This is a genomic window from Mycobacterium sp. NGS64 (assembly GCF_059812245.1).
The window spans coordinates 1113735-1127222 of record NZ_JCALCI010000001.1 but is presented as its reverse complement, the minus strand read 5'-3'; the positions used below and the strand labels follow the sequence as shown (position 1 = coordinate 1127222).

At 70.2% G+C, this 13488-nt stretch carries 12 protein-coding genes; 3 read left to right on the top strand and 9 right to left on the bottom strand.

Annotation, left to right across the window (positions count from 1 at the left end):
- Nucleotides 1-28 precede the first annotated feature (28 nt).
- The 3 genes from AC5Y4S_RS05630 to AC5Y4S_RS05620 form a co-directional block, all read right to left on the bottom strand.
- Complete coding sequence (locus AC5Y4S_RS05630; RefSeq protein WP_500030837.1) at nucleotides 29-730, bottom strand: cell division protein DivIVA; 702 nt, start codon at nucleotides 728-730, stop codon at nucleotides 29-31.
- A 111-nt stretch (nucleotides 731-841) separates the two neighbouring features.
- On the bottom strand, nucleotides 842-1318 hold the full coding sequence (locus AC5Y4S_RS05625) for a dihydrofolate reductase (RefSeq protein ID WP_500030835.1): 477 nt from the start codon (nucleotides 1316-1318) through the stop codon (nucleotides 842-844).
- Between the two features lie 115 nt (nucleotides 1319-1433).
- The gene (locus AC5Y4S_RS05620; protein ID WP_500030831.1) at nucleotides 1434-2234 is read right to left on the bottom strand and encodes a thymidylate synthase; all 801 of its coding nucleotides are present in this window, start codon (nucleotides 2232-2234) and stop codon (nucleotides 1434-1436) included.
- Between the two features lie 42 nt (nucleotides 2235-2276).
- Here AC5Y4S_RS05620 and AC5Y4S_RS05615 point away from each other — a divergent pair, with 42 nt between their 5' ends.
- Complete coding sequence (locus AC5Y4S_RS05615; RefSeq protein ID WP_500030828.1) at nucleotides 2277-3017, top strand: dienelactone hydrolase family protein; 741 nt, start codon at nucleotides 2277-2279, stop codon at nucleotides 3015-3017.
- Here AC5Y4S_RS05615 and AC5Y4S_RS05610 read toward each other — a convergent pair.
- A complete protein-coding gene (locus AC5Y4S_RS05610) occupies nucleotides 3006-4250 on the bottom strand; it encodes a glycosyltransferase (protein WP_500030826.1) in 1245 nt (414 codons plus the stop codon). The genes AC5Y4S_RS05615 and AC5Y4S_RS05610 overlap by 12 nt on opposite strands.
- Before the next feature lie 563 nt (nucleotides 4251-4813).
- Between AC5Y4S_RS05610 and AC5Y4S_RS05605 the strand changes: the two genes are divergently transcribed.
- Nucleotides 4814-5302, top strand: coding sequence for a PAS domain S-box protein (locus AC5Y4S_RS05605; RefSeq protein WP_500030823.1), 489 nt, complete (start codon nucleotides 4814-4816; stop codon nucleotides 5300-5302).
- Here AC5Y4S_RS05605 and AC5Y4S_RS05600 read toward each other — a convergent pair.
- Genes AC5Y4S_RS05600 through AC5Y4S_RS05590 form a run of 3 tightly spaced genes read right to left on the bottom strand, consistent with a single transcriptional unit; the run spans nucleotide 5251 to nucleotide 8296 of the window.
- On the bottom strand, nucleotides 5251-6360 hold the full coding sequence (locus AC5Y4S_RS05600) for an acyl-CoA dehydrogenase family protein (protein ID WP_500030820.1): 1110 nt from the start codon (nucleotides 6358-6360) through the stop codon (nucleotides 5251-5253). The two genes, AC5Y4S_RS05605 and AC5Y4S_RS05600, sit on opposite strands and share 52 nt — an antisense overlap.
- On the bottom strand, nucleotides 6339-7532 hold the full coding sequence (locus AC5Y4S_RS05595) for an acyl-CoA dehydrogenase family protein (RefSeq protein WP_500030816.1): 1194 nt from the start codon (nucleotides 7530-7532) through the stop codon (nucleotides 6339-6341). The genes AC5Y4S_RS05600 and AC5Y4S_RS05595 overlap by 22 nt, the downstream gene beginning before the upstream one ends.
- Nucleotides 7529-8296, bottom strand: a complete 768-nt coding sequence (locus AC5Y4S_RS05590; RefSeq protein WP_500030813.1) for an SDR family oxidoreductase — start codon at nucleotides 8294-8296, stop codon at nucleotides 7529-7531. The genes AC5Y4S_RS05595 and AC5Y4S_RS05590 overlap by 4 nt, the downstream gene beginning before the upstream one ends.
- A gap of 96 nt (nucleotides 8297-8392) precedes the next feature.
- Between AC5Y4S_RS05590 and AC5Y4S_RS05585 the strand changes: the two genes are divergently transcribed.
- On the top strand, nucleotides 8393-8722 hold the full coding sequence (locus tag AC5Y4S_RS05585) for a PE-PGRS family protein (protein WP_500030808.1): 330 nt from the start codon (nucleotides 8393-8395) through the stop codon (nucleotides 8720-8722).
- Between the two features lie 11 nt (nucleotides 8723-8733).
- Here the strand turns inward: AC5Y4S_RS05585 and AC5Y4S_RS05580 are convergent, their stop codons facing one another.
- Nucleotides 8734-11937 (bottom strand): carboxyl transferase domain-containing protein, encoded by a 3204-nt coding sequence (locus AC5Y4S_RS05580; RefSeq protein WP_500030803.1) that lies wholly within the window; start codon nucleotides 11935-11937, stop codon nucleotides 8734-8736.
- Nucleotides 11934-13469 carry a class I adenylate-forming enzyme family protein gene (locus tag AC5Y4S_RS05575; protein ID WP_500030800.1) on the bottom strand — a complete coding sequence of 512 codons (1536 nt, stop codon included), beginning with the start codon at nucleotides 13467-13469 and terminating at the stop codon, nucleotides 11934-11936. Before AC5Y4S_RS05575 ends, AC5Y4S_RS05580 begins: the two co-directional genes overlap by 4 nt.
- Nucleotides 13470-13488: the final 19 nt, after the last annotated feature.

Sequence of the window (13488 nt, the reverse complement as noted above, 5' to 3'; positions counted from 1 at the left end):
CGCCCTACGCGGCAACGCTACCGCGGGATCAGCCCGCGCCGACTTTCTCGCCCAGCGGCACGACGACGCTCGCCTCCGGCAAATCCTTCTGCTCCTGGCGCGCCGCCGCGAGGGCGGCCGGAACGGGCTCCAGGTCGCGATAGACCCGCTCCAGCTGCTCGAGGATCTTGATTCGCTGCTGGCTGGCCTCGTCCGCGGCCCGCCGGGCCTGCTCGCGGTAGTGATCGGCATCCCGGCGGGCATCGCGCCACGCCTGCTCGATAGCCCGTTCGGTTTCGTCACGCATCTCGGCCAGTTCGGCCTCGAGATTTTTCTTCTTTTCGTCGTAATCAGCCTCGAGGGCCTCCCGGCGCGCGGTCAGCTGCGCCATCTGCTCCTCGTGCTCGCGCCGGGACTCCTCGGCCTCCGCCTCCGCCGACGCGATCAGCGCGTCCGCCTCGGCCCGCGCCTCGGCCTGCAGCTGGGAAACCTCGTCGACCGTGCGTCGCAGCATGTTGGCCATCCGCAGTTGCATGGCGTGGGGCGACGGTGAGGTGTCGGTGAGGACGGCGACCTCCTTGCGCAGCGCCGCCGCTTCGTCGCCGGCCTGGGTCAGTCGCGCCTCCAGGCTCCTGACGTCGTTGAGCAGCAGCTGCTGCTTGGCGGTCAGCGCCTCGATGGACGCGTCAACCGCCGCCGCATCGTAGCCCCTGAACACGCGCGGAAACGTCTTCGCGGGTTCGGTTATCACTGCAAATTCCCCCCTTTACTGGAAATCAGTTATAGACCCGTGAGACCGACCCCCGAGTCCCGAGTATGTCAGGTCGTGCCCGTCACGCGGGCGGCGCCGCGGGCGCGACCCCTACGGACGACGGTACGTGTGAAACCGGTAGCGCAGCCCCGTGCGGCTGACCTGCCAGTCCCCCGTCACGCCCAACCACGACTCGTCGAGCACCGGGGCCAGCGCGTCGCCGTCGTCGCGCGGCAGGTCGATTTCGACCTCGGTGACCTCGCAGCGGGAGGCCAGCGGGAGCCCGAGCAGGTAGATCTGCTCGCCGCCGATGACCCACGCCTGCGGCTCGGTCAGCGCCGCCTCCAGCGAGTCGAGCACCTCGGCCCCCTCGGCCACGTAATCGGGGTCCCGGGACAGCACGACGTTCCGCCGGCCCGGCAACGGCCGCACCCGCGCCGGCAGCGACTCCCACGTCCGCCGCCCCATCACCACCGTGTGACCCATGGTCACCTCTTTGAAGCGCGCCAGGTCCTCGGGCACCCGCCACGGAATGTCGCCGCCGCGCCCGATCACACCGGACGTCGACTGAGCCCAGACCAGACCCACGGTGCAAGTGCGCCGCTCTCCCCCGCAAGCGGGCGGTACCCCCACATCATCGCTTCGTCCCCCGCAAGCGGGAGGTGCCCCCACTGCATCGTCGCCGGCGCGGGTCATACGCGCGTCATACCGCGACGGGAGCTTTGATCGCCGGATGCGGATCGTAGTTCTTCACGACGACGTCTTCGTACGTGTAGTCGAAGATCGAATCCCTGTGCGCGAGAACGAGTTCCGGGTATGGCCGCGGCTCGCGGGCGAGCTGGGTCCGAACCTGTTCGACGTGGTTGTCGTAGATGTGGCAGTCACCGCCGGTCCACACGAACTCGCCGACCGCGAGGCCGGCCTGGGCGGCCATCATGTGGGTGAGCAGCGCGTAGCTGGCGATGTTGAACGGAACCCCGAGGAACAGGTCGGCGCTGCGCTGGTAGAGCTGGCAGCTCAGCCGCCCGTCGGCGACGTAGAACTGGAACAGCGCGTGGCACGGCGCCAACGCCATCTGCGGAATCTCGCCGACGTTCCACGCCGAGACGATGATGCGCCGCGAATCCGGGTCGGTGCGCAGCAGCTCCAGTGCCGCGCTGATCTGGTCGACGTGCTCTCCGGTCGGCGTCGGCCAGGACCGCCACTGCACGCCGTAGATGGGCCCGAGATCGCCTGTCTCGCTTGCCCATTCGTCCCAGATGGTGACGCCGTGCTCGTGCAGCCAGGCGACGTTGGAGTCGCCGCGCAGAAACCACAGCAACTCGTAGACCACCGACTTGAAATGCACCTTCTTGGTGGTCAGCAGCGGGAAGCCGGCCGACAGGTCGTAGCGCAACTGCTGGCCGAACAGGCTGCGGGTCCCCGTGCCGGTGCGGTCGGATTTGGCGGCGCCCCGGTCGAGCACCACGCGAAGCAGGTCCTCGTAGGGGGTGGCGATCGGCACGCGGCCAATCTACCCCGCGGGACGGAGAGTAGAACGGATCCCATGCCGAAGTTCACCGACAGCGTCACCACCCCCGACGGCTCCTGCCCCGTCCGATTTTTCACGCCCGAAGGACCCGGCCCCTGGCCCGGCGTCGTGATGTACTGCGACGCCGGCGGGGTGCGGGACACCTTCGACGAGATGGCCGCCAAGCTCGCCGGATTCGGCTACGCGGTGCTGCTTCCCGACGTCTACTACCGCAGCGGCGACTGGACCCCGTTCGACATGGCCACCGTGTTCAGCGACGAGCAGGAACGCAGGCGCCTTTTCGGAATGATCGGCGGCATCACACCGGACAAAATGGCCAGCGACGCCGGCGCGTTCTTCGACTACCTGGCCGGTCGCCCCGAGGTGTCCGGCGAGCGATTCGGCGTGTGCGGCTACTGCATGGGCGGGCGGACGTCGCTGGTGGTGGCCGGCCGCCAACCGGACCGCGTCGCCGCCGCGGCGTCCTTCCACGGCGGCGGGCTGGTGAGCGACGGCGCGGACAGCCCCCACCTGCTGGCCGACCGGATCACCGCCACGGTGTACGTGGGTGGCGCCGAGAACGACGCATCCTTCACGGCCGATCACGCCGAGCAGCTCGACAAGGCGCTGACGGCGGCGGGCGTGGCGCACACCATCGAGTGGTATCCCGCCGCCCACGGCTTCGCGGTCCCGGACAACCCTCCCTACGACCCCGCCGCCGACGAGCGGCACTGGGCGGCAATGACGGAGGTCTTCGGGTCGGCGCTACCGCGCTAGGCTGGCGGCCTTTTCCCGGCTGATCGTCTCGAGCAGCAGGTTCGCCGCCACCGCCGCCCCGTCGGTGCGGATCGTGCTCGCCACGGCGCCCGCCCGCGCGCGGGCCTCGGGGGTCAACACGGGCTCGAGCGCGGCGAACAGCGACTCGGCGGTGGGCGCCACACCTATGTGCGCGGTCCCGATGCCCAGTTCGCCGACCCGGCCCGCCCAATACAACTGGTCGGCGCCCTGCGGCACCACCACCTGCGGGGCGCCCGCGGCGGCGGCCGTAGTCGTGGTGCCCGCGCCGCCGTGGTGCACGACGGCGGCCACGCGCCCAAACAATGACTGCTGGTTCACCTCACCGACGGAAAAGCAGTCGTCCCCGTCGTCGATCGGCGCCAGGCCAGCCCACCCCCGGGCGACGACCACGCGGCGGCCCAGCCCGCGGATCGCCTCGACGGCCGCACGGGCGAGGTCGGCCGGGCCGCGCAGCGGCATGCTGCCGAAGCCCACGTACACCGGCGGCGTCCCGGCGTCCAGGAACTCGACCAGCTCCGCCGGCAGCTGACGCGTGTCCCGCAGCATCCACGCGCCGGTTTGGACGACGTCGAGGTCCGTCGGCTCCTGCCACGGGCCCAATGTCGGGTCCGACGCCAGCCACGGGCGCTCGGTGAAGGCGTGACCACGGACGTCGTGCACCGGCGGCAGGCCGACCTGGGCGCGGTGACGGTTGAGCGTCGGGCCGAAAAGCGCATTCACGTTTTGGGCGTCCAGGTCCCACAGCACCCGGTGGTCGATCGCGCCCGGTGGCAGCGGCCAGTTCCAGAACGAGGGCGGACGGTGGTGCGGCGACGGCAGGTTGGTGGGGTGATAACTCGCGTAAACGTAATGGATGCCGAGCATTTCGGCCGCCGACCGGGCGCCGGCCGCCGCCGGCAGCAGGCCCGCGGCCAGCAGCGCATCGCATCCCCGGGCCGCGTCCGCGACGGTGTCGAACTGCGCGGCGATCAACTCATCGAAGTGCCGCCGCAGGTACGCCTCGGACTGCGGACCGGCCGCGCTGGTCATAGCGCGCACCGACTCGCCGAACGCCACCAGCGGCACGCCGAAGCCGGCGGCCCGCTCGGCGAACTCGTCGTCCGGCGGCGCGCAGATGCGAACCTCCGCGCCGAGCGCTTGCAGTTGGACGGCGAGGCCCAGCAGGGGCTCGACGCCACCGCGCGAATCGTATGTCGACAGCAACACACGCATTCGCTATCTCCATTCGCAACGGTGATTCGGAAACCGATTGTGCAGCGGCGCCGCGTGCGCCGCGAGCCCACGATATGTCGCCGAAGCGGTTTGCCGGACCAATAGCTAACGATCGCCTTGAGCAAAACCCGACGGGGGCTCGGGGCACCGACCAGTGCCGCCGAAAGGCAAGCAACTTGTCTGTCGCCCGGGTTGCGCGCCGACGTGAGTTAGCGACAGCCCGGGCGCGGCACTTGCTGCCGCGGCGTGGCGACGATGCCGCGTTCCTGAGAAGAGTTAGCGATGTCGACCTCCCGTGTTTGCTGCACGACCGCGTCTAGCCGGGCAAGGAGCGTCGACGCCGGGCCTCAGCTAACAAAACGGCCCAGGAAATTACATGCCAATGGTATTGTTCTGGCACAAGAGTCAATTGGGCACATGCCGAATAGCTAATTCGGCTAATGCGCTATGGACTTCTTTCAAGCCTTCCCATAATATTTGCTGTGGCCGCGTTCAAATAAAAGCGCGCCTTTGCCGCATCCGGGAGACCATGCCGGCGCGACGACGGGAGGACAGTGATCCCGATGATTCCCACAGCCGCCGACGGTTCGCGAATTGAGCGCCGACGCCCGAAGCCGCCCGGCGGCTTGCCAATCGACGAACTGCACCGAATGCCGGCGTTGGTCGTCTTGGAACGGCTACCGGCACCGGCCATCGCCGTCGACCGCGCGGGAACCATCCTGTTCGCCAACGGCTCGTTCTGCAACATGGTGGGCTATTCGCCCGACCAGCTCGCGTCGATGAACTTCGAAGACCTCTTCTACCGCATGCCGGCCGACGACGGCTGGATCACGCTGGTCGGCACGGGCGCCAAGCGCACCGTCGAGCTGCGGAACAGGGGCGGGCACTCGGTGTGGGCCAGCATGAGCAGGTCGGCGATGCGACGCCGTGACGACACCGTCGCGCTGGTCACCTTCCACGACCTCACCGAAGAGATGTGGCTGACCGGCGAGTGCCGAGGTCACGAGGAGGGCAGGTTCACCAGCTTCGCCAGCAGGGCGCGGTGGCGATAAGCGGTGCCCAGAGCTAACTGATCGCTCTTGGCGCGCTTGAGGTAGAGGTGCGCCGGATACTCCCAGGTCATTCCGATGCCGCCATGCAGCTGCACGCACTCCTCGGCGGCATGCACGGCAACGCCGCTGCAGTAGGCCTGCGCGAGCGCCGCAGCGGTCGCCGCGTCCTGATCCGCGGTGGCGCACGTGTCGGCGGCGTGCCTGGCCACCGCCGTTGCCGCGCCGACCTCGAACCACAGATCCGCCAGCCGGTGCTTGATCGCCTGGTAGGACCCGATCGCGCGGCCAAACTGCTTGCGCTGCTTGACATACGCCAGCGTGGTGTCGAAACACCACTGGGCCACACCCAGTTGCTCGGACGCGAGCAGCGCGGCCCCGGTCTCAAGCGCTTCGGCCACCGCGAGGTCCGCCTCCCCCAGCCGTGACGAAGCCGCCCCCGAAAAGCGCACGCTCGCAAGGGGTCTCGTCATGTCCAGCGCGAGCACGGGTGACACCTGCACGCCCGCGGCGGTGCGCGGCACGGTGTGCAGTTCGAGCCCGCCTGGCGCGGCCGCCGGCACCACCAGCACGTCGGCCTCGACGGCGCCCGCGACGCTGCCGACCTCTCCGCTCAGCCCGTCGGCGCCGGCACTGACGCCCCCAACTGAATCGCCCGGCGCCGTGGACAGCGGCACCACCAGCGCCGCGGTGATCTCGCCGCGGGCCAGCGCACCCACCGTCTCGTCGTCGCCGGCGCGCAGCAGCGCGACGGTGGCGAGGACCGCGCTGGACAGGAAAGGCACCGGCGCCACCGCGCGCCCGATCTCCTCCATGACGACCGCGGCCTCGCGCGCCGACGCGCCGGCACCACCAAGCGACTCGGGGACCAGCAGGCCGGCCACCCCGAGGTCGGCGGCCAGCGTCCGCCATATTCCCGAAAAGTCCTGTGGTGCAGCGTCATACGCTCGGGCCACCGATTCGGGCGGGCAGCGGTCGGCGAACAGGTGACGAACGCTGTCGCGCAACGCCTCCTCGGTATCGGAATACAGGAGATTGCTCACCGCGGCAGGTCCTTCCACGCGACGTCCTTGTCGACCCGGTGTTCGCCCGGCAGGCCAAGGATTCGTTCGGAGATGGTGTTGCGCAAGATCTCCGACGTGCCGCCCTCGATCGAGTTGCCGCGCGCCCGCAAATAGCGGTATCCGGGCCCGCGACCGACCAGGTCGACCGTCTCCGGTCTGCGCATGGTCCAGTCGTCGTAACGCAGGCCCGCCTCACCGTGCAGCTCGATCTCGAACCCCGAGATCGCTTGGGCCAGACGGGCGAAGGCCACCTTCATGCCCGCACCCTCCGGTCCGGGCTGCCCGGTGCTGGCCTGCTGGCGCGAGCGTTCACCCGTGAGCCGAAGGGCCTCCGCGTCGACCCACAGCCGCATCAGCTCGTCGTGCATCGGGGGGTTGCGCAGCGCCGGCTGATCTCGCCAGGCCCCGGCGACCTTGCCGATGTGCCCGCCCTCCCGCGGCATTCCGGCGCGAGTGCCGATGGCGACGCGCTCGTTGTTGAGCGTGGTGGTCGCGACGCGCCAGCCGCCGCCCTCCGGGCCGAGCCGATTCGCATCCGGCACCCGAACGTCGGTGAGGAAGACCTCGTTGAACTCCGCCTCGCCGGTGATCTGGCGCAGCGGCCGGATCTCGACACCCGGCTGGGTCACGTCGCACAGGAAGTAGGTCAGGCCGGCGTGTTTGGGCACCGTCGGGTCGGTGCGGGCGACCAGGATGGCCATGTCCGCGTGCTGAGCCTGCGACGTCCACACCTTCTGCCCGTTGACGATCCAGTCGTCACCGTCGCGGACCGCGCGGGTGGACACCCCGGCCAGGTCCGAGCCGGCGCCGGGCTCGCTGAACAGCTGGCAGTAGATCTGTTCGCCGGTGAACAGCGGGCGCAGAAACTTTCGCTTCTGCTCGTCGGTCCCGAACGCCGCGATCGTCGGCGCCGCCATGCCCATGCCGATGTAGTTCTTGACGGTGCCGCCCACCGGCGCGCCGGCGGCGGCCAGCCGCGCGTCGACGAGCTGCTGTGCGTCGCGCGACAGTCCGAGCCCGCCGAAACCCGGCGGCAGATGGATCCAGGCCAGCCCCGCATCGTATTGTGCGCCAAGGAATTCCCGCGATTCGGTGGTAGCCGGGTCATGCTCGTCGAGCAGCTCCTGGACCCGCGCGGCCAGGTCCGCTGTGACGTCTATGGCGCTCATTGGGCCTGATATCCCTGGGCGGGGCCGAGCAGCAGGCCGCCGTCGATCACCATCGTCTCGCCGGTGATCCAGCTCGCCGCGTCGGAGACGAGGAACGCGACGGCGCCCGCCACGTCGGCCGGCTCACCGATGCGCCCGAGCGCGATCGTCGCCGCCAGCGGATCCTCGTGGTCCTTCCACAGCGCCTCGGCCAGCCTGGTGCGCACCACTCCCGGTGCGATGGCGTTGACCCGGACGCGGGGGGAAAGTTCCAGCGCCAGTTGCTTGGTGACGTGGATCAACGCGGCCTTGGTGGCGTTATACATGCCCATCGCCGGCGACTGGTGCAGGCCACCGATCGAGGCGGTGTTGACGATCGACCCACCGTGCTCCCCCATCCACGCCTTGACCACCAGCGAGGTCCACAGCAGCGGTGCCCACAGGTTGACGTCGAAGATCTTGGTGAAGCGGGCGTGGTCCTGCTCGATCAGCGGGCCATACGCCGGATTCGTGCCCGCGTTGTTGACCAGGATGTCGACCCTGCCGAAGCGCTCCAGCGCGAGGTCCACGCAGCGCCGGGCGGCGTCCTCGTCGACGGCGTGGGCGCCGACGCCGACGGCCTTCTCGCCGACCTGCGCCGCGGCCTCGTCGGCCGCCTCCTGCTTGCGGGCGGTGAGCACCACGTCGGCGCCGGCGGCGGCCAGTTGCTGGGCGATCGCCAGCCCGATTCCGCGCGAGGCGCCCGTGATGATCGCGGTCCGTCCGGTCAAATCCAGTGAGGTCATCGTGTGCCTTCTGTCCGCACCAATAATTATCGTTAGCGATGTTTTGTACCCGTGTGCACGTGGTATGCGACACGCATGTTAGCCAAACTAAACCTCGTGAAACCACTGGTCGTGGCCGGGGCGGTCGCCGCAGCGATCGCCGCCGCACCGACGGCCGCCGCGGACGCGTTTGGGGCAGGACCGGCGATGACGGGACCCGCGCCCACGCACGTCGTCATCAAGGACGACCCGGGCGGCGGCGGTTGCGACGCCAACGGCAATTGCGGCTCGGGCGGCCAGAACCAGGGGCCCGGCGGCGGCCCCGGCGGGCAGGGTTGCGTGCCGGGCGTCGGCTGCGGCTCGGGCGGCCAGTTCGCCGGACCCGGTGGCGTGCCCGGCGGCACCGGGTGTCTGCCCGGCGTCGGCTGCGGTTCCGGCCACGGATAACCCTTTGACCGTCAGCCTCCCGGCAGCCTGGTGATCCAGGCCCGGGAGTCTGCCGGGTCGATGACGTCGTCGAGCTCGAACGTGGTGGCCGAGCGCAGCGCCTTGCCGTGCTGGTAGGCCGCCGCCACCAGCTTGTCGAATAGCTGCTGGCGCTGGATCGGATCCTGTTCGGCCGCAAGTTCCTTGCTGAACCCGAGCCGCACGGCCCCCTCCAGCCCCATGCCACCGATCTCGCCGGTTGGCCACGCCACGGTGAACTGGGGCGCGCGGAAGGACCCGCCGGCCATCGCCATCGCGCCCAGCCCATAACCCTTGCGCAGGATGATCATTCCCAGCGGCACCGTCAATCGCGCGCCCAGCACGAACATCCGGCCGAAGCGGCGCACCGCGGCCTCCCTTTCCGCGTCCGGCCCGACCATCAACCCGGGGGTGTCGCACAGCGAGACGACCGGCAGCCGGAACGACTCGCACAGCGCGAGAAAGTCACCGGCCTTGTCGGCGGCCTCGGCGTCGATCGCCCCGCCGAGGTGATGGGTGCTGTTGGCGATCAGCCCGTATGCCACGCCCTCGACGCGAACCAGCGCGGTGACGATCCCGACGCCGTAGTCGGGGCGCAGTTCCAGCACGGAACCCACGTCGACGATCGACTCGATCGCGCGGTGCACGTCGTAGGCGCGTAATCGGTTCTCCGGGACCACATGTCGGGCCGCCCGCGGGTCCGGCGCGGCCCATTCTCGGAAGGGGCCGTCGAAATACGACAGGTACTGCCTGGCCAGCGACACCGCGTGCGCCTCGTCGCGGGCGACCAGGCTCACGACGCCGTTGTGCCGCTGCACGTCGATCGGCCCGATCGCCTCCGGCGGGTACACCCCCAGCCCGCCGCCCTCGATCATGGCCGGCCCGCCCATTCCGATGTTGGCGTCGGGGGTCGCGATGATCACGTCGCACACCCCGGCCAGCGCGGCGTTGCCAGCGAAGCAGCGACCGGAGACGATCGACACCAGCGGCACCCGGCCGCTCAGCGCGGCCAACATCCGGAACGTCGGCACGTCGAGGCCCGCGTGGCCGCCGACGTCGGTGTCGCCCGGCCGGCCGCCGCCGCCCTCGGCAAACAGCACCACCGGCAGGCGTTTTCGGGTGGCCAGCTCGAAGACACGGTCGGTCTTGGCGTGATTGCGCATACCCTGCGTCCCGGCGAGCACGGTGTAGTCGTAGGACACGACGACGGCCTCGGCGCCCCCGATCCGGGCCAGGCCGGCGACCAGGCCGTCGGCCGGGGTGTTGGCGATCAGGTCCTCCTCGGAGCGCCGGCTGCGCTGGGCGGCGATGGCCAGCGCGCCGTATTCGACGAAGCTGCCCGGGTCGACCAGGTCGGCGATGTTCTCCCGGGCGGTGCGCCGGCCGCGCGCGTGCCGCTTGGCGACGGCCGCCTCCCGGCCCTCGTCCCGGGTGAGCAGGTGGCGCCTGTGCACCTCGTCGAGGTCGGCGCGGGGCCGGTCGAGATCCATTGCGGTCGAGTAGGATTCGGTGCCTGCCTCGGCGCCCGTGCGGGTGAATACCAGCAACGGATCGCCGGTCCCGACCACCTGGCCCGGCGCCACCAGGCTCCGGACCGTCCGCAGCGCGTCCGGGGCGGCGAGCACATGCTGCATCTTCATTGCCTCGAGGACGACAAGCGGGGCGCCGGCCCCGCACGCCTCACCCTCGGCGGCCACCTCCACGACCGTGCCGGCCAGTTGAGCGCGCAGCACTTCCTCGCCGGGGTAGAGCTCGACCGGCGCGACGCGGACGTCCTGATGGTGAGCCAGCGCGGCGGCGGCCAGCGCGGGAAGCTTCTCGTCGAGGAAATCCGTCGTCACCCAGCCCGATTGGATCTCGCTGTCGCCCAGCAGCTCTCGCAGGAACCCGATGTTGGTGCGCACGCCCTCGACGCCGAATTCACCCAGGGCGGTGTGAGCCTTGCGCACCGCCGCGGGCCAGGAGGTTCCGTGCACGTGGGCGATGACCTTGGCCAGCAGCGAGTCGTAGCGCGGGCTGATGACCAGGCCCGGCCGGCCGTAGGTGTCGACGCGCACGCCGGGGCCGCTCGGCGGCGAAAACACCGTCAACGTGCCCGCCGCCGGCACCACCGAACCGTCGGCGGCGAAGGTCTCCATGTTCACCCGGGCCTGGATCGCGATGCCGCGGCGGGCGGCCGGCTCGCCGATCACTTCGCTTCCGTCCGAGGCGATCCCGGCGGGGAGCCCAAGTTCGTAGTAGGACGCGCCGCCGGCGATGGCCAGCTGTACGGCCACCAGGTCCACCCCGGTGGTTTCCTCGGTGACGGGGTGCTCGACCTGGATGCGCGGGTTCACCTCGAGGAAGACGAACCGGTCCGCGGCAACCAGGAATTCGACGGTGGCCACACCGTGCAGGCCCACCCTGGCGCACAGCCGGACCGCGGCCCGATGCACCGAATGGCGTAGTGGGTCCGAAAGGCCTTGGGCGGGTGCGATTTCGACCAGCTTCTGGTAGCGCCGCTGGACGCTGCAGTCGCGGTCGCCGAGGGCCAGCGCGCGCGTCTGGTGCCCGGCGGGCGCGCCCACGACCTGCACCTCGATGTGCCGCGCGGCGTCGAGGACGGCCTCGGCGAACAGCGCGGGATCCCCGAAGCCGAGTTGCACCTCCGCCGCGCACTGTTGGTAGGCGTGCTCGATCTCCTCGGCGCGGCTCACCTTCCGCATTCCCCGGCCCCCGCCGCCGGCGAGGGCCTTGATCATGACGGCGCCACCCTGCTCGGCGAAAAACGCCTTGACGTCCTCGACACTGCTGGGTCCCTGGGTCGCCGGCAGCACGGGCAAGCCAGCGGCGGTCGCGGCTTCGCGGGCCGACGACTTGTCGCCGACCAGCTCGAGCACGTCGGCGCCCGGACCGACGAACGTGTACCCGCCGGCCGCGCAGGCGCGCGCGAATTCGGAGTTCTCGGAGAGGAACCCGTAACCCGGGTGGATCAGCTCGGCGCCGGACTGCTTGGCCGCGGCGAGCAGTTCGGGCTGGTTCAGGTAGGCCGCCGGCCCGGCGCCCGGCAGGCCGATCGCTTCGTCGGCCGCGTGCACGTGGGGGCTCTCGGCGTCGTCTTCGGCGTAGACCGCCACCGTTCGGATGCCCAGTTCCGTTGCCGTGCGGATGATTCGGAGGGCGATCTCGCCGCGGTTGGCGATCAGCAGGGCGCTCATCGGAGCGGGTCGCCCCATTTCACCTCGCCGCGCAACTTGCCCTTGAGCAGTTTGCCGCCGGCGTTGCGGGGCAGCGCCTCGGTCACCACGGTGACGTATTGCGGAATCTTGTAGTCGGCCAGCCGGCCGCGGCAGTGGTCGAGGACGGCGCGCACGTCGATCTCGCCCTCGCCGGCGAACAGGACGGCGCCGACCTTTTCGCCCATCACGTCGTCGGGCACCGCGAGCACGCAGGCGTCGGCGACATTCGGCGCCGACAACAGCGCCGCCTCGACCTCGACGCTGGAGACGTTCTCGCCGCCCCGGTTGATGATGTCCTTGAGCCGATCGACGAGGTGCACCCGCCCCGCATCGTCGACGCGAACCACGTCGCCGGTGTGCAGCCAGCCATCCGCGAACGTGGCCCGGTTGGCGTCCGGCCGATTCCAGTAGCCCGCCGTGACATTGGCGCCGCGCGTGACCAACTCGCCCACCCCCGGCTCGTCGCCGCCGAACGGGACCAGGCCGAGGTCCACCGACGGGACGGCGTACCCCACGGAGTCGGCGTGCTCGACGGCGTCGCGATCCGGCAGGACCGTCATCAGCGAGGCGGTCTCGGTCATGCCGTACCCGTTGAACACGGTGGCTTGCGGAAACGCCTCCTTCACCGCCCCCACCAACGAGGGCGCGATGGGCGCGCCCCCATAACCTACCCAGCGGACCGCGGACACGTCGGCGCCGGCAAAGGCCTTGTGCCGCAACATCAGGGCGTAGATCGCCGGCACCGTAACCATCACGGAAATGCGTTCGGTCGCCAGCGCCGCGATCAATTCGTCGAGGTTGAGCGCGGGCATGATCACCGACGCTCCCCCAAGGCGAGCGGCGGCCAAAAGCTGTGAATTGCAACCGGTTACATGGAAAAGCGGCACCGAGATGAGTGTGCGCATTTCCTCGCCGAGGTCCCTCGGCTGCTCGAGGCAGCGGATCGCGTTCTCGGTGTTGGTCACGAACGCCTCGTGGGTGGTCGGCACGCCCTTCGGGTGGCCGGTGGTGCCCGACGTGTAGAACAGGGCGGCAATATCCGTGGGTCCCAGCCCGTGGGTCACGTAAGGGTCGCCGTCGGGCAGTGGCGCGTCCGGCGCCAGGTCCATCCGCGCACCCGAGTCCGACAGGACGAACTCGACCTCCGGCTGCGCCGAGCGCGTATTGACCGCGACGGCAATGCCACCGGCCATCACGGTGCCCCAGAACGCGAGCACCCAGTTGATGCCGGCCGGGTACCGCACGGCGACACGATCGCCCGGGCTCAGGCCGTCAGCCCGAAGGCCGCCGGCGACCCGTGCCGCGCGGTCCCACAGCTGCCGGTAGGTCAATCGGCCGGCGCCCAATTCAGCGACGGCCTCACTGTTAGGGCGGTTGTCGACCTGTTCGGCGAGCATGTCCAGCAGGGTGGCGGGCAGGCGCTCGTAACGCGGGACACCGTCGACGCCGGGGGATACGCCGGTCGTCGGGAATGGGTTGTGCGTACGCGGAATTTCGATCACTGGAGGCATGCCCGGTCCTTACTTATCC

Coding starts and splice junctions, on each gene's coding strand:
- AC5Y4S_RS05615 (WP_500030828.1), top strand. CDS start 2,277: ATGCCGAAGTTCACCGACAGCGTCACCACCCCCGACGGCTCCTGCCCC.
- AC5Y4S_RS05610 (WP_500030826.1), bottom strand. CDS start 4,250: ATGCGTGTGTTGCTGTCGACATACGATTCGCGCGGTGGCGTCGAGCCC.
- AC5Y4S_RS05605 (WP_500030823.1), top strand. CDS start 4,814: ATGATTCCCACAGCCGCCGACGGTTCGCGAATTGAGCGCCGACGCCCG.
- AC5Y4S_RS05595 (WP_500030816.1), bottom strand. CDS start 7,532: ATGAGCGCCATAGACGTCACAGCGGACCTGGCCGCGCGGGTCCAGGAG.
- AC5Y4S_RS05590 (WP_500030813.1), bottom strand. CDS start 8,296: ATGACCTCACTGGATTTGACCGGACGGACCGCGATCATCACGGGCGCC.
- AC5Y4S_RS05580 (WP_500030803.1), bottom strand. CDS start 11,937: ATGAGCGCCCTGCTGATCGCCAACCGCGGCGAGATCGCCCTCCGAATC.
- AC5Y4S_RS05575 (WP_500030800.1), bottom strand. CDS start 13,469: ATGCCTCCAGTGATCGAAATTCCGCGTACGCACAACCCATTCCCGACG.